We start from the raw sequence: 19,948 nt of genomic DNA, 5'->3' as shown, positions 1-19,948 counted from the left end.
GTATAGTCGTGTCGGCCATACGACGGCGTTTCGGGCGATAGGCGCGCCCTAAAGCCGCACTACGGCGTTTGACTGCTCGCCGACGGCGACCGACAGCAACCGCCTACAGTCCGCCCAGTGGTTGCATAACAAAGCCCGGACGGGCACAGCAGTCGCCTATGGATGGTTCGAACGACGGAGACGGTCTTCGATTACTCGTCATCGGGCTCGACGCCGGCTGTCGGCCGATCCTCGAGCCGCTGTTCGAGGCGGGCGAGACGCCGACGTTACGGCGGCTGTTCGAGATGGGGACCAGCGGCCCCCTCGAGTCCCAGATCCCGCCCTGGACCGCGAGCGCCTGGCCCTCGCTGTACACCGGGAAGAACCCCGGGAAACACGGCGTGTTCGACTTTCTCTCCTTCGACGGCTACGACTGGACCGTCGTCAACTCGACGCACGTCCGGGAACGACCCGTCTGGGAGCTGCTGAGCGAGCACGGGCTCTCGAGCGTCGTGGTCAACCTCCCCGTAACCCACCCCGCGCGGGAGTTCGACGGGGCCCTGATCCCGGGGATGACCGCGCCCGAGGAGCCCGACTGCCACCCGGAGGGGATCCTCGAGGACGTCGAGAAGGCCTGCGGGGAGTACCGGATCTACCCCCAGAACGGGGCCGAACCCGCCGAGTCGATCGAGGCCTACGAGCGGGTGACGGAGCTGCGGGGGAAGGCGTTTCGCTACCTCTGTCGGCGCTTCGAGCCCGACTTCGGCTTTCTGCAGTTCCAGCAGACCGACTCGGTCTTCCACGAGCGCGACGGGGAAAAGCGCGCGGTCGAGGCCGTCTACCGCGAGGTCGACCGCCAGATCGAGGCGACCATCGAGCGCCACGACCCGGAGAACGTCCTGGTCGTCAGCGACCACGGGATGGGACGGGTGACGGGCCACGAGTTCCGCGTCAACGAGTTCCTTCACAACGAGGGCCTGCTCGCCGCGCGGAAGGGCGGCGAGGGGATGCCCGACTGGTCGCGGGCCTGGGAGAACGACCTGCTCGCCGGGAACGACGCCGACGACCACGAGGCCGGCCCGCTCGAGCGGGCGATGAACGTCGCCGCGACGGTCGGGATCACGACCCAGCGGGTCGCCGACGCGCTCGATCTGGTCGGCCTGAAGGAGCCGATCGGCAGGCGAGTACCCAACGACCTGCTCCGGGCGGCCAGCACCCAGGTCGACTTCCCCGAGTCGCGGGCCTACGTCCGCTCGAAGAGCGAACTCGGGATCCGGATCAACCTCGAGGGACGCGAGCCGAACGGCACGGTCCCCCCCTCGGAGTACGAGTCGATCCGCTCGGCGCTCGTCGAACGGCTGTCGACGATGCGAACCCCGGACGGGGAGCCGATGTTCGAGGCCGTCGAACCGCGGGAGCGGTACTTCAACGGTCCGTATCTCGACAACGGACCGGACGTCGTCACGGTTCCCAGGGGGTTCGACAACGCCATCGTCGCCGACCTCGGCGGGGCCGAGTTCGGCCGGCCCCGCGAGACGTGGAACCACAAGCGAACGGGTATCGTCGCCGCGGCCGGCTCGGCGTTCGACGAGTCGGCCGCCCTCGAGGGGGCGACGATCTTCGATATCGCGCCGACGATCTGTTCGCTGTTCGACGTCCCGGTCGACGCCGATATGGACGGTACCGCCCTTCCGGTCGTCGAGGAGAGCGACGTCGCCGACTATCCGGCCTACGAGCCGGCGACGATCGCCGTCACCGACGACGGGGCCGTCGAAGACAGGCTCTCGGACCTCGGGTACCTATGAGCGTCGAGATCACCGCTCTCGATCCGGAGGCCGACGCCGACGAGTGGAACCGGTACGTCGAGCGCTCCGACGGGACGAACCCGTTCAGCCGGGCCGAGGCGATCCGCCTGCAGGCCGAGGACACCGACACGACGGCCCACCTGCTCGCCGGCTTCAAGGGCCAGGAGGCGGTCGGGATCTTCCCGGTCTTCGAGTACAACAAGGGCCCGATCACCGGCGCGTTCTCGCCGGCGCCCCAGGCGTGGTCGTGTTACCTCGGCCCCTCCGTGCTGAACGTCGGCAAGCTCAAACAGCGAAAGGCCGACAGGCGTATCCAGCGCTTTCTCGAGGGCTGTTTCGAGTGGATCGACCGCGAACTCGCCCCGCAGTACTCCAAGTTCGTCGTCGCGGAGTTCGAGGACGTCCGCCCGTTCGTCTGGAACGAGTACGACGTCGAGCCCGGGTACACCTACGTCGTCGACCTCGAGGGCAGCGAGGACGACCTGCTCGATCGCTTCAGCAGCGACGCCCGGAACAACGTCCGCAACGCCGACCCCGACGCCTACGTCGTCGAGGAGGGTGACAACGACGACGTCGAGCGGATCGTCGACCAGGTCGCCGCCCGCTACGAGAGCCAGGGTCGATCGTTCCAGCTGAACCCCGAGTTCGCCCGGGCGGTCCACCGCGAGCTTCCCGAGGGGGCGATCCGACCCTACGTCTGCCGGGTCGACGGCGAGTTCGTCGGGGGAATCCTCGTCGTCGAATCGCGGACGACCCGGTACCGCTGGCAGGGCGGCGTGAAGCCCGACACCGAACTCGACCTGCCGATCAACGATCTGCTCGACTGGCACGTCATGCGCGACGGACTCCACGCGGGGCTCGAGCGCTACGACCTCGTCGGGGCCGGCGTCCCGAGCATCAACCGCTACAAGGCGAAGTTCAACCCCCGGCTCGAGACCAACTACACGATCACGGCGGGCTCGTTCGGCCTCGATCTGCTGATCGATCGCTACAGAAAACTGCGGTAGGCGGTCCGAAACCAACTGTTTCGAACGCGAAACGAACTACTCTTCGATCCAGTACTTCGACTGTCTGGCGTCGGCGAGGCTGACCCGGCTGTCGACGACGTCGTGTTCCGTGAGCGTCCCCAGCGCGTACCTGACCGTCCGGGGACAGAGCCGCGACTCGGCCGCGATCTCCTCCTGGGTCATCGGGCCCTCGTACTCGAGGACCTTGTAGACGAGCTTCGAACTCGGCGGGAGCTCCGAGACGACGGGCTCCACGGCGTCGCTCTCGGCCGCACTCATCGCCGGTCGCGGCGGCCGGATTCGCCGGCTCGCTCGACTCCGAACGCGGTCGTCGTCGCGGTGCGAACGGTACACTCCCGTTCTCGAACGTGTGGGATCATGCCGTCCGGACGGCCACCGCGGGAACGTATATACGATACCGACGGTTCAATTCGATAGGGGGTGGCTACCGATCCGACTGACGCGGGGGCGACCGCGGGTTCCGCCGTCGAAAGCCGACGACGCGGAGTCGAGATCCGGAAGTCGACACATATTAACTCCGGGGCCGCCGTCACGATTCGTATGTTCGGGACCAGTGGTATCCGTGGAACCGTCGGAACGGACGTAACGGCCGCGCTCGCGCTCTCGGTCGGCCGTGCAGTCGCCTCCGACGGCTACGACCGCGTCGTCGTCGGCCGGGACGTTCGCGACAGCGGCCGCACGCTCGTCGACGCGATCGCCGCGGGACTTCAGGAGTGTGGCGCCGACGTCCTCGAGGTCGGCGTCGAGGCGACGCCGACGGTCGCCCGGGCGATCGACCACCTCGAGGCCGACGCGGGGATCGTCGTCACGGCCTCGCACAACCCGAAGACCGACAACGGGATCAAGCTCTGGACGCCCTCGGGGAAGGCGTTCGGCCCCAAGAAGCGCGAATCGATCTCCCGCCGGGTTCGCGAAGACGATTACGAGCTGGCCGACTGGGACGGCCAGGGTCGGCGGGAACGACGCGACGGCGTTCGCGAACACCACGCGAGTCGGCTCGAGGCCGCGGTGGCGCTCGACGACCCCCTCGACGTCGTCGTCGACATCGGCAACGGAACGGGCGTCGTCACGGCGACGGTCCTCGCGAACCTGGGCTGTCGGGTCCGGACGCTGAACGGCCAGCCCGACGGCTCGTTCCCGGGCCGACCCAGCGAGCCCAACCGGGAGACCCTGGGCACGCTGATGACCGTCATGGCCGAGACCGACGCCGAACTCGGGATCGCCCACGACGGCGACGGAGATCGGATGATGGCCGTCGACGAAACGGGGGAGTTCGTCCCGAAGGACGCCCTGCTCGCCCTGTTTGCCCGGAACGCGGCCGGGGAGGGCGACCGCGTCGCGGCCCCCGTCGACACGAGCCTGGCGGTCGACGACGCGCTGGCGGCGGTCGGAGCCTCCCTGACCCGAACGCAGGTCGGGGACGTCTACGTCGCCGAGCGAACCACCGAGGACGACGTCGTCTTCGGCGGTGAGCCCAGCGGCGCCTGGATCTGGCCGACCGAGACCCGCTGTCCGGACGCGCCGCTCGCGGCCTGCAAGCTCGCCGAACTGGTCTCGCGGGAGGGGCCGCTCTCGGAACTCGCCGCCGGGATCGACCAGTACCCGATCCGACGGACGTCGATCGAGGTCGAGGCGAAGGGGGCCGTAATGGAGGCGGTCGAGACGACCGTCGAGGAGGAGTACGACGACGTCGACGCCCTCGACGGCGTCCGGGTCGAGACCGACGACGGCTGGTTCCTGATCCGGGCGAGCGGAACCGAACCGGTCGTCAGGGTGACCGCGGAAGCGCGCGCGGAGGCCGACGCGGACTCGATCTTCGCGACCGCGACGGGGATCGTCGAACGGGCGACGGAGGCGGCGAACGTGCTCGAGGAGCGCTAGAAGCAGTCAACGGGACCCACGGCGGCAAAACGGGCGGCTATCGTCGCTCCTCGGGGATGAAGTCGGAGGTCTTCATCTCCCGGTAGGTCGCACACTCGGGACAGGCGTGGACGACGTCCCGGTTGTCACCGAACACGCGGGCGAACTGCCGGGTCACCTGGTTGTCGCAGTTGATACACCGCGGCGAGGTCGTTTGCTGCCCGGACGAGATCGGCGTCCACTTCGCGTCGGTTGGTTCCGTCGACATCACCAGCGGCTACTCACAGAACAGTATTTACTATAGGCGCCATAACGGTTGCAGTGAAATTTAGTCCGATCTTTCCCGTTTCCAATCCCCCTCGAAGGGGGTTGGCAACCGGTGTCGCGATATCGGCGGCGTCGTGCGGTGAACCCGTAGAAATTACATATTTCTGAACAGTAATGGGCCGGTTAACGAGGGGTAAACACCGTTCTCGAGCGACCGGACGGGACCGACGCTCGAGGTTTCGGGGCGTTCCCGGAGTGTACCGGGAGGGAGGGCGTTCGCCTTGGTCGACGCCCCCGTTCGACGGGCCGAATCGGCCGCCCGAACCGGCGAACGATTATCGGCCGTATATTAATCGGGGGTATCGAACAATGCGGACGTAATGAAAGCTGTCGTGCTCGCAGCAGGACAAGGGACGCGGATCCGACCGCTCTCCTCGTCAGTGCCGAAACCGATGTTGCCCGTCGCCGACCGACCGCTCGCCGCCCACACCGTCGACGCCGCCGTCGACGCGGGCGCCGACGAGGTGATCCTCGTCATCGGCTACGAGGCCGAAACCGTCAGGGAGTACTTCGGCGAGGAGTACCGCGGCGTCCCGATCTCGTATGCGGTCCAGGAGGAACAGGCCGGCACGGCCCACGCCGTCAACGCCGCCAGCGACCACCTCGAGGGCCCGTTCGCCGTGCTGAACGGCGACAACCTCTACGACCAGGACGCGATCGACGACCTGTTCGACGAGTGTCCGGCGATCTGTGCGATCGAGGTCGAGGACCCGCGCAACTACGGCGTGCTCAGCACCACGGACGGGACCGTCACCGACATCGTCGAGAAACCGGACGATCCGCCGACGAACCTCGCGAACGCGGGCGCCTACGCGTTCCCCGAGGAGGCCATCGAGTGGCTCGACGTCCCCGCGAGCGAGCGGGGCGAACACGAGATCACCGACGTGGTCGCGCAGGTCATCGACCAGTTCGCGGTCACGCCCGTGACCCTCGAGCGCTGGATGGACGTCGGCCGCCCCTGGGAGCTGCTCGAGGCAAACGAGTGGAAGCTCGGCGAACTCGAGGGACGGATCGAGGGCGAGGTCAGCGAGGACGCCCACCTCGAGGGCGACGTCGTCGTCGAGGAGGGTGCGACGGTCAAACCCGGCGTCGTGATCGAGGGGCCGGCCCTGATCCGATCGGGCGCGACGGTCGGGCCGAACGCCTACGTTCGCGGCGCGACGCTGATCGACGAGGGGGCGAAGGTCGGGAACGCCGTCGAGGTGAAAAACAGCGTCCTCTCCCGCGGAGCGACGGTCGGCCACCTCTCCTACGTCGGCGACAGCGTCCTCGGCCGCGACGTCAACTTCGGGGCGGGAACGACCGTCGCGAACCTCCGCCACGACGGCGGGGACGTGCGCTTTACCGTGAAGGGCGATCGCGTCTCGACGAACCGGCGGAAGTTCGGCGTGGTCGTCGGCGACGACGCGAAGACGGGCATCAACACGAGCCTGACGCCGGGACTCAAACTCGACACGGAGGCGACGACGTCCCCCGGCGAGGTCGTCGAACGGGACCGATAACGGGAGGAGCCGCGAGCGCAACGGCTCGTCGAACCTACTCGACGGTGACGCTTTTCGCGAGGTTTCTGGGCTTGTCGATCGGTCGCCCCAGCAGATCGGCCGCGTAGTACGAGACGAGCTGGAGCTGGACGTTCGCGAGCAGCCCCGCGAGCACCGGCTCGGTGTCGGGAATCTCGAGGTGGGCGTCTGCGACCTCGAGGGCGGGGTGGCCGTCGGGACAGACGGCGACCAGCGGCGCCCCGCGGGTCTGGGCCTCCTCGGCGTTGTTCAGCGTCTTCGCGTCCTCCTGACCGGTGAAGACCGCGAACACCGGCGTCTCCGGAGTGACGAGCGCCAGCGGCCCGTGTTTGAGCTCCCCCGAGGCGAACCCCTCGGCGTGCTCGTAGGTGATCTCCTTGAACTTTAGTGCCCCCTCGAGCGCGACGGGGTAGCCCAACCCGCGACCGATGAAGAAGTACGACCGGCTGCCGCGGTAGCGGTTCGCGACCGCCGCGGCGTCGGACGTCTCGAGTACGCGTTCGATCTCCTCGGGCATCCTGGCCAGCGCCGGGAGCAGCGACTCGAGGTCGGCCGGCGGTTCGCCCAGTCGGTCGGCGGCGATTCGCTGGGCGAGCAGCGTGAGCATTACGGCCTGCGAGGAGAACGTCTTGGTCGCGGCGACGCCGATCTCCGGCCCCGCTCGGATGAACAGCGTCTCGTCGGCCTCTCGGGCGGCGGTCGAGCCGACGACGTTCGTGACCGTGACCGTCTCGGCACCGTCGGCATCGGCCCGTCGCAGGGCGTTCAGGGTGTCGGCGGTCTCCCCGCTCTGGGTGACGGCGATCACGAGCGTCCCGTCGTCGATCGGCGGCGCAACGGTACTGTACTCGTTGGCCAGAAGCGCGGTGGCCCGGATCCCGGCCTGATTGAGCGCGAGCGAGCCGTACAGCGCGGCGTGGTAGGAAGTGCCACAGGCAACGAGCTGGACGTTCGAGACGTCGGTGAACGTTCCCGGATCGAAGTCGGTTAGCGCGATCCGGCCGTTCTCGGGGTCGATCCGCCCCTCGATCGCCTGGGCCAGCGAGGTCGGCTGCTCGTAGATCTCCTTGAGCATGAAGTGGTCGAACTCGCCTTTCCCGGCCTCTTCGGGATCCCACTCGACCGTTTCGGGCTCCCGCTCGACGGGGTTGCCCTCGAGGTCGGTGAACTCGACGCCGTCGCCGTCGACGACGACGACGTCGCCGTCCCGCAGGTAGACGACGCTGTCGGTGTACTCGAGGAAGGCGGGGACGTCGCTCGCGAGGAAGTACTCGCCGTCCTCGACCCCGACGACCAGCGGGGATCCCTGACGGGCCGCGTAGAGGACGTGCTCGCCCGAGAACATCGCCGTGATCGCGTAGCTCCCCTCGAGGTCGTCGATCGCCCTCCGGAAAGCGGTCTCGTTGTCGGCCCCGCGGTCGAGGTAGTGCTGGATGAGGTGGGGAACGACCTCGGTGTCGGTGTCGCTGGTGAACTCGCAGCCGGCCGCGCGAAGCTCCGCGCGGAGTTCGGCGTAGTTCTCGATGATCCCGTTGTGGACGACCGCGACGTCCTCGGTGGCGTCGGTGTGGGGGTGGGCGTTCTCGTCGGTCGGTGGCCCGTGGGTGCTCCAGCGGGTGTGCCCGATCCCGACCCGCCCCTCGAGCGGGTCGTCCTCGATCGAGTCGATCAGCGCCTCGACCTTCCCCGATCGCTTCTCGACGGCGATCCCCGCGCCGTTCTGAACGGCGACGCCCGCCGAATCGTAGCCGCGGTACTCGAGGTTCTCGAGGCCCGTCAGCAGCGTTTCGAGCGCGTTGCCGTCGCCGACGCGGCCGATGATTCCACACATCGGCGGGTCACCGTCCCCCGTCGCGGTCGCGGTCGCTGTCGCTCGAGAGCGATCCCGTCGCTGGCTGTTCGGCCGGGAAATCTGTTCGGGAGAACGAACGGTACGTGAACATACGCGGAGCTACGGCCTCGGGAACCCATTACTATAGACGGGCTACCGGCGTCCGTAGTGAACGGATACTCGAGAGCGGACACCCGCTCGAGCCGTGACGATCGGCCCGCGGCGAAACCGGTCGATCCGAGTGGGATCGGAACTGTACGTTCGTCCCCGGCCCTCGCCCCAACGACCGTCCCGACGGCCGACGTCTCGAATCGACCGGCGCCGGCGGCGAGACGAACCGACCGGCACTCGAGAGGGGTGGTAGCGACTGCGTACGCTCCGTCGCTGCCGTCTCGGTCGGTCCAGTTCGGAACCGACCCTCGAGAGTGGAGCGGATACGGGGGCGATAACTGACCGAACGTTGTCTTATCTCGGGGTAGTTGGACGATACGATCGGATACCTGTGATCACGCAGCCGTTAGGCATCGATATCCGGAATCAGGCGTTTTATTATCCAGCCACACCATCTCCAGCGCACGATTGTCTCCTCTCGAACTACGCCAGGACGAAACGCGTTCCATCCGATGATAGGACTACGACACGCGCCGTCGACTACAGCTCAGCGACGATGAACTGGACCGTTCTCTTCGTCGTCGACGGGTTCGGGCTCCCCCTCGACCAGCCGGTGCTGATCTTCGCCCTCGCGATGCTGATCTTTCTCGTCGGGCCGCTGTTCGTCAAGAAACTCGGCCAGCCGGGGATCGTCGGTATCGTCGTCTTCGGGGCGATCATCGGCCCCGGTGCGACCGGCATCGTCGAACACTCCGACGCGATCGAACTGCTCGGCGAGGTCGGGCTGATCTACCTGCTGTTCACGGTGGGACTCGAGGTCGACCTCCGGGGGTTCAAGGAGGCGCCCGAGAACGCCGCCCTGTTCGGCCTGCTGAGTTTCTTCCTGCCGTTTACCGTCGGGACCCTCGCGACGTACACGATCCTCGGGCTCGACGTGTGGGCGGCGCTGTTGCTCTCGGCGGTGTTCGCCTCCCACACCCTGCTCGCGTACCCGATCGTCAACCGGTTCGGCGTCACGAAAAACCGCGCCGTGAGCGCGGTCTTCGGCGGGATCCTCTTTACCGACACCCTCGCGCTGGTCGTGCTCGCGATCGTCACCGGCGCCGTCGAGGGCGGACTCTCGGCGCTGCTGTTCGGCGACATCGCGCTCTCGCTCGCGCTGCTGTTCGGCGGGGTCTGGTTCCTCGTTCCGCCCGCCTCGCGGTGGTTCTTCCAGAACTTCAGCGAGGAGAGCTACTTCGAGTTCCTGTTCGTGATGGTCGGGATCTTCGCCGCGGCCAGCCTCGCCGAGATCCTCGACCTGGATCCGATCCTCGGCGCGTTCGTCGCCGGGCTGGCGCTGAACCAGCTCATCCCGCAGGGCGGGACGCTGATGAACCGCATCGAGTTCGTCGGCAACGCCTTCTTTATCCCCTTCTTCCTGCTCCACGTCGGGATGCTCGTCGACCTCGGCGTCATCTTCGCCGGCCCCGAGACGCTCCAGATCGCCGCGCTCGTCACCGCCATCATGATCGCGACGAAGGGCGCCGCAGCCTGGTCGGTCGCCGAGATCCAGGACTACACGAAACACGAGCGCGACGTCATCTTCGGCCTCTCGACGGGCCAGGCCGCCGCAGCGCTCGCGATCACGCTCGTCGGGTTCGACGCCGGCCTCTTCAGCGAGGCGATCCTCAACGCCGTCGTCCTCCTGCTATTGATCACCGCGCTCGTGAGTCCGTGGCTGACCGAGCGGGCCGCCAACCGGCTCGCGCTCGAGCGCGACGTCGAGGACGACAGCGACGACGCGCGGGATCCAAATATCCTGCTGCCGCTGTCGCACAACGCCGAACTCCAGCGCCGGCTGCTCGAACTCTCGTTCGTACTCAAGGGCGACGGCGGGACGAACCCGGTTCACGTGATGACCGTCGTCCAGCCCGACACGAGCCAGTCGCCGGAGGACCAGATCGCGACCGTGCAGGCGGAACTCGACGAACTCGCGGCCGAGGGAAGCGCCGCGGAAGTGCCCATCGAGACGGAAGCCCGGGTCAACCACAACGTCGCCTCCGGGATCGTCCAGGGCGCCGTCGAGGTCCAGGCCAACCAGATCGTCATGGGCTGGGACGCCACCCAGAGCTTCAGCCACCGCATCTTCGGCAGCATCATCGACCAGGTGCTCGAGCGGACGAAGCTGCCGGTGCTCATCTCGCGGCTCGGCCACCCGATCAACACGACCCGGCGGATCTTCGTCGTCGTCCCGATCGGCGCCGACCACCACGAGGGGTTCTACGAGGCGGTCCACCTCGTCAAGCGTATCGCGGCGACCCTCGGGGCCGAGCTGAACGTCATCGTCGTCGAGGGGGCGTCCCACCAGTTCGAGCAGCTGTTCGGCCTCGTCGAGGAAGACGTCACCGCCGAGTTCGAGTCGATCGACGACTGGGGGAAGCTGCTGCCGACGCTCGAGGCCCGAACGGAGGACGACGACCTCATCGTCGCCATCTCGCCGCGCCGCGGGGACGTCGGCTGGCACAACGAACTCGGCGACCTGCCGGCCCGCCTCGCGGATATGCCGCCGGAGTCGTTCATCACGATCCACCCGCGCCAGGGCGAACCGGAGTACGACCGACAGTACCTCCGACTCAAGTGACCTGTGGGGTCGGCGATGCGGGGACGGACCGAACCGCCACACCTTTCTTCGGGCCGCCCGACGTTCCGGTATGGGTTTTGGTAGCTACGACGAGTCCGAACAGCAACAACCGCAGGACAACGACGACGAGGACGTCGAGGCCGTCAACGTCCACGAGCACGACCACGACGGACAGCTCGAGTTCGAGTCCGACGTCTCGACCGACCAGCTGGTCTCCCAGCTCGGTTCGATGAAGGACGAGGACGACGAGTAATACCTCCGGACGGACGCCAAACAGTTCCGTCCGACAGTACAACGGCGCGATCGGCTTCGGAAACCCGCTTTTTAGGCGAACGTCGACCCGCAGAGCTGTGCGATCGCGCGCCGCAGTCGCTGGGAGACGGCCGACTTCGAGACCCCGAGTCGCTCGGCGAGTTCGTCCTGGGAGATCCGCCGAGGGACGTCGAAGTACCCTTCCTCGTAGGCGACCGTCAGCAGCTCCCGCTGTTTCTCGGTGAGCGAGACGGGGCCGTCGGTGCCCGCGTCGGCGGGCCGGAGGTGGTCGACGGTGACCGAAACGTCCCGCTCCCGACACCGGTCGTTGAACGCGACGAGCGCGTCCCGGTCGGGAAAGCGGAGCCGGAACCGCCAGCCGTCCCGACAGCTCGAGCACTCGCGGAGGCGACCGCCGACGGCCGCGGTCGCCTCGACGAGCGTGATCGCCCGGTCGGTGAGTTCGAGGCGGTAGCTTCGCCGGTCGGGGGTGCGATCCACGAGGACGGGATCGGTGACGGTCGGATCGATCCCGAGGGCGGTCTCGAACGCTCCGAACTCCGACCCCGACGCGGTGACGAACAGGAGGGTTCGGTCGCCGCCCGCGTCGGTCCAGTACTCGGGCGCGAGACTGACCTCGGGCGCGCGTCGCAGCGACGGCCGCAACACCAGCTCCGGGTGCGAGAGCGTGAGCTGAGCCAGAACGCCGTCGTCGGCCTGCGTTCGAACGACGGCGCTGTCGGGATCCGCAGCGAGGTCGAGGCTCATCGACGCATCCGCCGTCCGGGGAGACGACAGCGATAAGATCTCGTTACCGGGTCCGTAGTCATCGAATGGCTGATTCGAGCGCGAACGGATGACCGTGGGGGCTAGCTATCGACACGACCCCCCGCAACGGGGCTATACCGATTCATCGGTCACCGGGGCCGACTGTCGTCCGGACGAACTCGAACGCGCGCGTAGCCCGATGCTACTCGCAGTAATACCGATCTACCGCGGCCGCGAACTACTCGAGGCCGTCGAACTCCTCGAACAGTACCGACAGCAGCGTCGCCTGCGCGGCCCTGACGTGGCGGCTGAACGTCGGCTGGGAGACGCCCAGCGAGTCGGCGACCGCTTCGCCGGTGCTCTCCCGGGGCCACTCGAAGAAGCCGGCGTAGTAGGCCGCCTCGAGCGTCTGCCGTTGCCGTTCGGAGAGCCGTTCGCGGAGGACCGAGTCGAGCGCGAACGCGTCCTCGGGCGAGCGCTCGCGCTGGCGACGGGCGACCAGCTCGAGGTCCCATCCGCGCCCGAGCGCGTCGACGAACGCGCGGACGTCGGCCGATCCCGAGAGCTCGAGCACGAGCCGGGTTCGGTCGTCGGCCGGCGTCAGCGACCGGACGACGCCGCCGTGCTCGGCGACGGTTACCGCGACCGAGGGGTCGGCGACGACGACCTCGAGCAGCCGCTCCCCGCCGACCGTTCCGATCGTGCGCCCCGACTCGATGTCCTCGATATCGGCGAGGGTGTCGGTGCCCGACTCCGAGTCGTCGGGGACGGTCGCGAACACGGTCCCGCCCCCGGCGGAGCGCGGAACGATGGACCGAACCGTCAGCGGGCGACCGATCCGGTGGGCGACCGTCGCCAGGGAGTCGGGGTCGCGGAGGACGAACTCGAGTTCGGTGACGGCCTCGTCGCGAAGCGCCCGCCTGGTCTCGATGGCGTCGACGACGGAGCCGCCGACGTCCCCGAGTCGCTCGACTCCGCGACGAACGGGACCGTCGAACGCTCCCGGCTCGGTCGAGTAGACCGTCAGCGTTCCGTACCGGAACGACCCGGACCGAAGCGGGACGCTCAGCACGGCTCGGATCCCCCGATCGAGCGCCCGCTCGCGCCAGGGTTCGTCCGGAGCCTCGGTCAGGTCGCCGACGTAAACCGCATCCGGGGGCGAGTCCCGTTCGGTCGGCGACGGCGGGATCACGAGCGAGTCGGGTCGGACGTCGGCGTCTCCGTCGACCGCCCGCGGATCGACGGACTCACTGCCGTTCCCGGCCGTTCCGATCCAGGCGAACTCCCTCGACCCCTCGGCGAACTCGAGGGACGTCACCCCTCGGCAGAGCCGGCGGTACACCGCCTCCCGGCTGCTCGCCTCGAGGAGGTCTCGCTCGACCGTTCCGAGCCGTTCGAGCCGATCGAGGGTCGCCTCGAGGGCCGCTCGACTCGTCCGACAGCCCTGCAGTTCGGCGGCCGCGTCCCGTTCGTCGAGCGCGAGGGCGCCGATCTCGGCGAGAGTCTCGAGCGGGCCGAGGTCGACCGGATCGAACCCCATCGGCTCCGTCGTGGTCGCGACCAGCACCGCCGCCCCGACCGGAACCGTGAGCACCTGTTCGGCCCGGAGATCGGCCGCCTCGAGGAACGGCTCGAGCCCTCCGGCGTCGCGGGTCGTCGCGCGGGCCCCGTCGCGAACGACGTCGTCCGGGATCGTCGCGCGATCGACCGCGGGAAGCCCGACCGTCCTCGAGTCGCGGCTCGCGGCCGCGACCGGTCGGAGCGTCCGGTCCTCGAGTCGGTACAGGCCGACGACGTCGCCGCCGGCGAGTTCGAGACCGGTCTCGACGACCGCTCGGCCGACGGTCGAGGCGGTTTCGGCTCCGCGGATCGACTCGGCCGCGGACTCGAGCGTCCGCAGCGCTCCGGTCGGCGACCGTCGCCGGTCCCGGACCAGACAGAGCGTTCGCTCGCCGTCGGGAAGCGGGATCACGGAGACCGCGACGGGACGGCGATCCCCGAGCGCGAGGGTTCCGAAAACGGGCTCCGTCCACCTGAACGGCGCCGAGCGACCGCGCTCGCGAACCGTCGCCGCCAGCTCCCGGTCGAACAGCTCCGAGCGCTCCCGGCCGACGATATCGGTATCGACCAGTTCGGCCAGCCGCGCGTTCGCCAGCGTAACGACGCCGTCCTCGAGGACGGCGACCCCGTCCGGTAACGCGTCGACGACCGATTCGCTCAGTCGACCCGTGCTCTCGTCCGCCTCCGCCGCGACCCCCGGGTCGCGTAGCTGAACGACGGTTCCCGACGACGACGGGAAGATCCAGACCGGAACCGCTCGGTCCCGGTCGGGAGTCGGGACCTCGAAACCGGCCGCCCTCCCGTCCGTCCGAACCGCTCGAAGGCGGTCGAGCAACGGCTCCCGCAACGCCTCGGGGAGCAGCCCGCCGATCGGGGTTCCCGGATCCGACTCACCCTCGAGCAGGTCGGTCGCCGCGGCGTTGGCGTACCGCAGCTTCCAGCCGTCGTCGACCTCGAAGACGGGATCGGCGATCCGGTCGAGTACCGACGCCTCCCGCCCCGACGGTTCGGCGTCGCTCGTCGGGAGGACCGTCACTACGACTCCCTCGAGGCGGGGGTCCTCGAGTCGATTCGTCGCTCGAAGCTCCGCGAGCCGCCACGTCCGGTCGGGTCGGCCGATCCGGGCCGTGACGCGTTCCGAAGCGCCGAACGGCCCGTCGGCGACCGCCGCGACCGTCTCCCGAACGCCGTCCCGGTCGTCGGGATGGACCGCTCGCGTTACCGTCCGGCCCTCGAGTTCGTCCGGCGGAACGCCGAGTTCGGCGTCGGTCGCCGGGCTCGCGTACGCGACCGCGCCGTCGGACTCGAGCGCCCAGACGACGGCGGTCGCGCCCTCGAGTATCGATCGGTATCGTTCGTTCGACGCGTCGATAGCCAGCCGAGTTCGCTCGCTCTCGACGATCCGCTCGAGGCGGGCGAGCACCAGCCGATCCGGATCGGTGGGGTCGACGACGTCCGTCGCCCCCGCCTCGAGCGCATCGACGGACTCGTCCGTGATCGCGACGATCGGAACGGAGCCGCCGGACTCGGACTCCCGGCGGAGTCGCTCGAGGGGCGATCGATTCCGGCTCGGCTCGAACTCGCAGACGATGCAGTGGACGTCGACCGTTCCGAGGCGAGCAACCGCGCTCGAGACGGTCCGTTCCCGAACCAGCGAGACGGAGTCGAAACCCGACGTCACCGTCTCCGTCACCGACTCGATCGCTTCGGAGTCGCCGACGACGAGCACCCGACACAGCGGCTCGAGGGCTGGATCGGTGTGGCTCACGGCGCTCCCTCCGGACCGGGCGCTCTCCGGGCGTTCGGACGGCGGAAGAACGAGCGGGTGATCGCTCGCGAAGCGCCTGTCTGGCGGGGAGCCACGGTTGACTCCCCTTGCGCTCCGGTCGAGTTAATTATCGTTTCCGTAGTCGGCGGTAGCGATCCATTACGACCCCGGTCGATCGGTCCGAATCGGCTCTCTCAGCTCTCGTCGCGGACCGTAACGACCGGTACGGGCGAGTTGCGGACGACCTCCTCGGCGACGCTACCGACGATCAGCTGGTCGAGTCCCGACCGGCCGACCGTGCCGACGACGATCAGATCCGCGCCGTGTTGCTCGGCGGCGTCGACGATCTCCTCCTGGGGGACGCCGTGACGGATCGTCTCCCTGACTTCGATCCCGTGGCCGGCGGCCTTCTCCTCGGCGTGTTCGATCGCCTCGCCGGCCTGGTCCTCGAGGTCGGTGCGCATCTGGTCTCGCTTCGTCTCGGCGTGGGGACCGTCCTCCGAGACCGAGACGATGTGCAGGTCCGCATCCAGCTGGCGCGCGAGTTCGATCGCGTGGTCGGCCGCCCGTCGAGCGCCGTCGCTTCCGTCGGTCGCGAGCAAGAGTTCCTGGTACATTTTCGTCTCGGCATTCGGCACACTGTCGAATACGTTTCATACCTGCAGTTGCCAGGGAGTTTGCCGACTCGAAGGGCCACGGAGACTCGAGGAAACGCGGAGTCAGAGCACGTCGACGAAAAACGCGACGTACAGCTGGCCGATTCCGGCGAGGATCATGACCGTGCCGGCGACTCGCCGGAGCGTCTCGCCGTAGGCGGACAGCCGCCCCGCACCTGCGGCGAGCCCCATTCCGGTCGCGACCGTCAGCGACACCATGAGGAGAACGACGATCCCGACGTAGGTCCCGATCACCAGCGCCGCCGACGTCGCCGGCAGCGCGGCCGCGCTGGCGACCACGCCGAGAAACACCGGTGCGACACAGCCGGCGGCGGCCAGCGCGTAGCCGGCGCCGAAGAGGCCGAACCCGATCGTCCCCGACCGCCGTTTCGGCAGGGCGACCGACAGCGACGGCGCGCGATCGACCGCGACGAGCAGCCCGAAGCCGATCAGGGCGACCCCGACGAGCGCCTCGAAGATCGTGGTGTTCGCCAGCAGCGAGTTGCCGATCCAGAACGCGACGGCGAGCAGGATCCCGAGCGTGACGAGGACGCCGGCCCCGGCGACCAGCCCCCGCCCGATCGCGCTCGAGAGCGACGACTCCTCGGTACCGGTCTGGCTCACGTAGAAGCCGACGTAGCCGGGCAACAGCGGGTATGCACACGGGGAGAAGAAGGTGAAGACGCCGGCGGTCAGCGCGAACGCGAGCGTCGACAGCAGGGCCGCGTCGATCATTCGCGCTCCGACTCGAGAACGTCCTCGATGCGGGAGACGATCTCGTCGCTCTCCTTTCGACCGCCCTCCTCCCACCTGACGATCCCGTCCGAATCGAAGAGGACGCCGATCGGCGTTCCCGAACCGTAGTGGACGATGAGATCCGAGGTTCCGTCCCGGCCGACGGGCCAGTGGCCGTCGTACTCGTCCCACCAGTCGGCGATCTCGGCGTCGGGAACCTGGTCCTCGTTCTCGTTGGTAATCGAGACGAAGGTGACGTCGTCGCCGACCCGATCGTAGGCCTCGCCCAGCGCGGGCATCTGTTCCTTGCAGATCCCGCAGGTGGTTGCGAACAGGTCGACGAACGTCACCGACCCTTCGTCGGGGATCTGTACCGTCCCCTCGCTGCTGCCGGTCGCCTCGATAGTGTCGATCGTGACAGGGTCGTGGCGGGGTTCCTCGTCGTCGCCCGGCAGGCCGTACACCGCGAGCGCACCGGCGCCGGCAAGCGTTCCAGCGCTCGCGACTCCGGCGAGGACCTCCCGACGTCGCATCGTTACTCGACCACCGTTCGGACGTCGTCGATGATCGCCTGCGGACGGTTCTCCTCGCGGCTGTCCGTCACGTTCGGATACGAGCGCTCGACGATCCCCTGCTCGTTGACGAGGAAGATGATGTAGTAGTGGATCTCCTGGTCGTGGTCGTCGTGGTCGTGGCCGTCGTCGGCGTCTTCGTGGTCGCCGTGGTTGTCGTCGCCATTTTCGTGATCGTCGTGGCCGTGACCGTCGTCCTCGTTGTGATCGTCGTGCGCTTCGTCCTCGGCGTGGCTATCGTGATCGTCGTCCTCGCCGTCGTGGTCATCGTGGCCCTCCTGATCGTCCTCGTCACCGTCACCGAGCTGTGCGGGGACGCCGATCTCCTCGTTGAGCAGGTCCATCGCCTCGTCCTCGGTCTCGGGGCGGAGGAAGTGCCAGTTCTCGGCCTCGTAGTCGACGCCGTACTGCTCGCCGTACTCCGCCAGCGCCTCCGGGCTGTCGGTTTCGGGATCGAACGTCATCGCCAGCAGGGCGACGTCGTCCTTGTACCCCTCCTCGGCGGCGTCCTCCTGGACGAGTCCGAGCATGTTTGTCAGGGTGCCACACTCGTCGGTACAGGACGTGTAGATGAACGTCAGCAGGTACGCGCGCTCGCCCTCGAACTCCTCGAGCGAGACCTCCCGTCCAGCGTGCGGGTCCGGAAGCGTAATCGTCGGGAACTCGTCGCCGTGGATCGGGTGCGACGGGTTGCCCCGCGACTGCTCGGGCTCGCCCAGCGCCGTCTCGCTGTCGCCGACGACCGGGAGATCGCCCAGACACCCCGCCAGTCCGCCCATTCCGGCAACCCCCAGCGTTCCCAGATACGCGCGTCGCTTCATACTCGAGTCGTAGGAGCGGGCCGTCAAATGTTCGTTGGTTCGTCCGTGAAAACCCCACATCGATGGGTTCGGCCCCTCTCGAGCCGAACATCTCCGACCGCCCTCCTCGGGGTCTCCCGCCACATTCGTTGATTGTCACTGTCTAACAGCCACCTAATCCGTTCACCGAACTCCGCCTCGGATCGTAACGACTCGTCTCCCACCCTCTCCGGGACGTTCGAGTCTCGGATCGAGGACGGCCCGACCGGCCGTACGCCCGGCCGTGAAACGTCGCGAAACGTCACCGTGTCTTCGACGCCCCGGAGCTTACGACTCGGATAACTATTTTGGAGTTCCGAGTACGTCGAGGTATGTCACAATCCAACAACCCGGACGTGCGTGTCGGTTGCCCGCAGTGTAACGGAACCGTAAACGCATCCCTTCCGACCGGGTCCGGACTCGGAAGCCCGTCCCCGAACCGACTCCGCGGCACGGAAACCGAATGTCACAACTGCGGCCACGAACTCGAGTTCTACTACTACTGAACTCGCCGTCCCCGTTTTTCGCGTCGATGAACCGTCCCCCACTCGAGCCGGCAGTGAGTTGGACGGGCGCTCGAGCGAGACTCTGCTCTCACCGGTAGGAGGGGTACTCCGTGTGGGATTTGAACCCGATGCAAATCCTCGCTCTGCTCGGATTTCCGTGCTTCAAATCCCAGCCGTGCGCGCTTCGCTCGCTCACAAAAGTTCGCTCGCTGTCGTTCGAAAATCGAAGATTTTCGTGATGACGAGAGAGCGAAGCTCTCTCGAACCATAGTGCTCCGTCTGGGATTTGAACCCAGGTCATCGGCTCGAAAGGCCGAAATGATTGGCCGGACTACACCAACGGAGCCAACGCATCCTTTGCTTGCCGAGGCCTAGTAAAAAACGTTCCGTTCCGTGGCCGTCGTGACACACCCTAACTCAGAGACGGTCTTCCACTCGAGCGCACTCTCGTTGCGATACCCGCCGCCATCTCAATTCTTTTGAAGCCGCGCTACGACCCACCGGCCATGAAATACGTACGATTCCGGGACCCCGCCGGAGCCGTCCGCCGGGGCGAACTCGAGAGCGGTCACGTCCACTTCGCAAACGAGAGCTACGCGCTCGAGGACGACGAGATCGACGTCCTCCCGCCCTGCGAGCCCTCGAAGATCGTCTGCATCGGTCGCAACTACGCGGCCCACGCCGACGAGATGGGCAACGACGTCCCGGACCGACCGCTGCTCTTCTTGAAGCCGCCGAACGCGCTGGCGGGCCACGGCGACACCGTCACCGCCCCCGCGGGCAAGGAGCGCATCGACCACGAGGCCGAACTCGGCGTCGTCATCGGCGAGCAGTGTCGCCACGTCCCCGAGAGCGGGGCGATGGACGTCGTCGAGGGCTACACCTGCGTCGACGACGTCTCGAACCGCGACGACCAGCGCGAGGAGCAGAACTGGATCCGGGGGAAGGCCTTCGACGGTGCGGCGCCGATGGGGCCGGTACTCGCAACGCCCGACGAGGTCCCCGACGACGCGGCCGTCCGGACCCGCGTGAACGGCGAGACGAAACAGGACGGCTCGCTCGATCAGCTCATCTTCTCGGTGCCCGAGCTGATCGCCGAGATCACGACCTACATGACCCTCGAGCCCGGCGACGTGATCGCGACGGGTACCCCGGAGGGCGTCGGCCCGCTCGAGGACGGCGACGACGTCGAGATCGAAGTCGAGGGC

16 protein-coding genes and 1 tRNA gene are annotated in these 19,948 nt (G+C 67.9%); 7 read left to right on the top strand and 10 right to left on the bottom strand.

Annotation, left to right across the window (positions count from 1 at the left end; translation table 11 throughout):
- Nucleotides 1-158: 158 nt before the first annotated feature.
- Together ACNA7R_RS05575 and ACNA7R_RS05570 are read left to right on the top strand one after the other, a co-directional pair.
- A complete protein-coding gene (locus tag ACNA7R_RS05575; RefSeq protein ID WP_416282571.1) occupies nt 159-1,784 on the top strand; it encodes an alkaline phosphatase family protein in 1,626 nt (541 codons plus the stop codon).
- Nucleotides 1,781-2,791, top strand: a complete 1,011-nt coding sequence (locus ACNA7R_RS05570; RefSeq protein WP_416282570.1) for a lipid II:glycine glycyltransferase FemX — start codon at nt 1,781-1,783, stop codon at nt 2,789-2,791. Before ACNA7R_RS05575 ends, ACNA7R_RS05570 begins: the two co-directional genes overlap by 4 nt.
- Before the next feature lie 36 nt (nt 2,792-2,827).
- Here the strand turns inward: ACNA7R_RS05570 and ACNA7R_RS05565 are convergent, their stop codons facing one another.
- Nucleotides 2,828-3,070, bottom strand: coding sequence for a MarR family transcriptional regulator (locus tag ACNA7R_RS05565; protein WP_416282569.1), 243 nt, complete (start codon nt 3,068-3,070; stop codon nt 2,828-2,830).
- Nucleotides 3,071-3,352: 282 nt separating this feature from the next.
- On the opposite strand from ACNA7R_RS05565, the gene glmM reads away from it, so the two are divergent.
- Nucleotides 3,353-4,693, top strand: coding sequence for a phosphoglucosamine mutase (gene glmM / locus ACNA7R_RS05560; protein ID WP_416282568.1), 1,341 nt, complete (start codon nt 3,353-3,355; stop codon nt 4,691-4,693).
- A 37-nt stretch (nt 4,694-4,730) separates the two neighbouring features.
- On the opposite strand, the gene ACNA7R_RS05555 is transcribed toward glmM, so the two are convergent.
- The gene (locus ACNA7R_RS05555) at nt 4,731-4,940 is read right to left on the bottom strand and encodes a hypothetical protein (RefSeq protein ID WP_416282567.1); all 210 of its coding nucleotides are present in this window, start codon (nt 4,938-4,940) and stop codon (nt 4,731-4,733) included.
- Nucleotides 4,941-5,319: 379 nt separating this feature from the next.
- Here ACNA7R_RS05555 and glmU point away from each other — a divergent pair, with 379 nt between their 5' ends.
- Complete coding sequence (gene glmU / locus ACNA7R_RS05550; RefSeq protein ID WP_416282566.1) at nt 5,320-6,501, top strand: bifunctional sugar-1-phosphate nucleotidylyltransferase/acetyltransferase; 1,182 nt, start codon at nt 5,320-5,322, stop codon at nt 6,499-6,501.
- A gap of 34 nt (nt 6,502-6,535) precedes the next feature.
- On the opposite strand, the gene glmS is transcribed toward glmU, so the two are convergent.
- Entirely contained in the window at nt 6,536-8,350 is a 1,815-nt protein-coding gene (gene glmS / locus ACNA7R_RS05545; RefSeq protein WP_416282565.1) for a glutamine--fructose-6-phosphate transaminase (isomerizing), read from the bottom strand.
- A 667-nt stretch (nt 8,351-9,017) separates the two neighbouring features.
- On the opposite strand from glmS, the gene ACNA7R_RS05540 reads away from it, so the two are divergent.
- Together ACNA7R_RS05540 and ACNA7R_RS05535 are read left to right on the top strand one after the other, a co-directional pair.
- Nucleotides 9,018-11,084 carry a cation:proton antiporter gene (locus ACNA7R_RS05540; protein WP_416282563.1) on the top strand — a complete coding sequence of 689 codons (2,067 nt, stop codon included), beginning with the start codon at nt 9,018-9,020 and terminating at the stop codon, nt 11,082-11,084.
- Between the two features lie 70 nt (nt 11,085-11,154).
- Nucleotides 11,155-11,337 (top strand): DUF5786 family protein, encoded by a 183-nt coding sequence (locus ACNA7R_RS05535; protein WP_416282562.1) that lies wholly within the window; start codon nt 11,155-11,157, stop codon nt 11,335-11,337.
- A gap of 71 nt (nt 11,338-11,408) precedes the next feature.
- On the opposite strand, the gene ACNA7R_RS05530 is transcribed toward ACNA7R_RS05535, so the two are convergent.
- From ACNA7R_RS05530 to ACNA7R_RS05500, 7 genes are all read right to left on the bottom strand, one after another.
- Nucleotides 11,409-12,104: a helix-turn-helix domain-containing protein gene (locus tag ACNA7R_RS05530; protein WP_416282561.1), complete on the bottom strand. Its 696-nt coding sequence runs from the start codon at nt 12,102-12,104 to the stop codon at nt 11,409-11,411.
- A gap of 238 nt (nt 12,105-12,342) precedes the next feature.
- Nucleotides 12,343-15,432 carry a bacterio-opsin activator domain-containing protein gene (locus ACNA7R_RS05525; RefSeq protein ID WP_416282560.1) on the bottom strand — a complete coding sequence of 1,030 codons (3,090 nt, stop codon included), beginning with the start codon at nt 15,430-15,432 and terminating at the stop codon, nt 12,343-12,345.
- 194 nt (nt 15,433-15,626) lie between these two features.
- Complete coding sequence (locus ACNA7R_RS05520; RefSeq protein WP_416282559.1) at nt 15,627-16,049, bottom strand: universal stress protein; 423 nt, start codon at nt 16,047-16,049, stop codon at nt 15,627-15,629.
- 102 nt (nt 16,050-16,151) lie between these two features.
- Entirely contained in the window at nt 16,152-16,823 is a 672-nt protein-coding gene (locus ACNA7R_RS05515; RefSeq protein ID WP_416282558.1) for a cytochrome c biogenesis protein CcdA, read from the bottom strand.
- A complete protein-coding gene (locus ACNA7R_RS05510; protein ID WP_416282557.1) occupies nt 16,820-17,356 on the bottom strand; it encodes a TlpA family protein disulfide reductase in 537 nt (178 codons plus the stop codon). The genes ACNA7R_RS05515 and ACNA7R_RS05510 overlap by 4 nt, the downstream gene beginning before the upstream one ends.
- Nucleotides 17,357-17,358: 2 nt before the next feature.
- The gene (locus ACNA7R_RS05505; RefSeq protein WP_416282556.1) at nt 17,359-18,216 is read right to left on the bottom strand and encodes an SCO family protein; all 858 of its coding nucleotides are present in this window, start codon (nt 18,214-18,216) and stop codon (nt 17,359-17,361) included.
- A gap of 795 nt (nt 18,217-19,011) precedes the next feature.
- A tRNA-Glu gene (locus ACNA7R_RS05500) sits at nt 19,012-19,086 on the bottom strand.
- A 160-nt stretch (nt 19,087-19,246) separates the two neighbouring features.
- Between ACNA7R_RS05500 and ACNA7R_RS05495 the strand changes: the two genes are divergently transcribed.
- Nucleotides 19,247-19,948: fumarylacetoacetate hydrolase family protein (locus ACNA7R_RS05495; protein ID WP_416282555.1), on the top strand; the 702-nt coding region annotated here is incomplete at its 3' end.

Origin of the sequence: Natronococcus sp. (assembly GCF_047921035.1) — an archaeon.
Lineage (GTDB): Archaea > Halobacteriota > Halobacteria > Halobacteriales > Natrialbaceae > Natronococcus.
The sequence above is the reverse complement of the archived record's forward strand: the minus strand, read 5'-3'. Positions and strand labels throughout refer to the sequence as shown.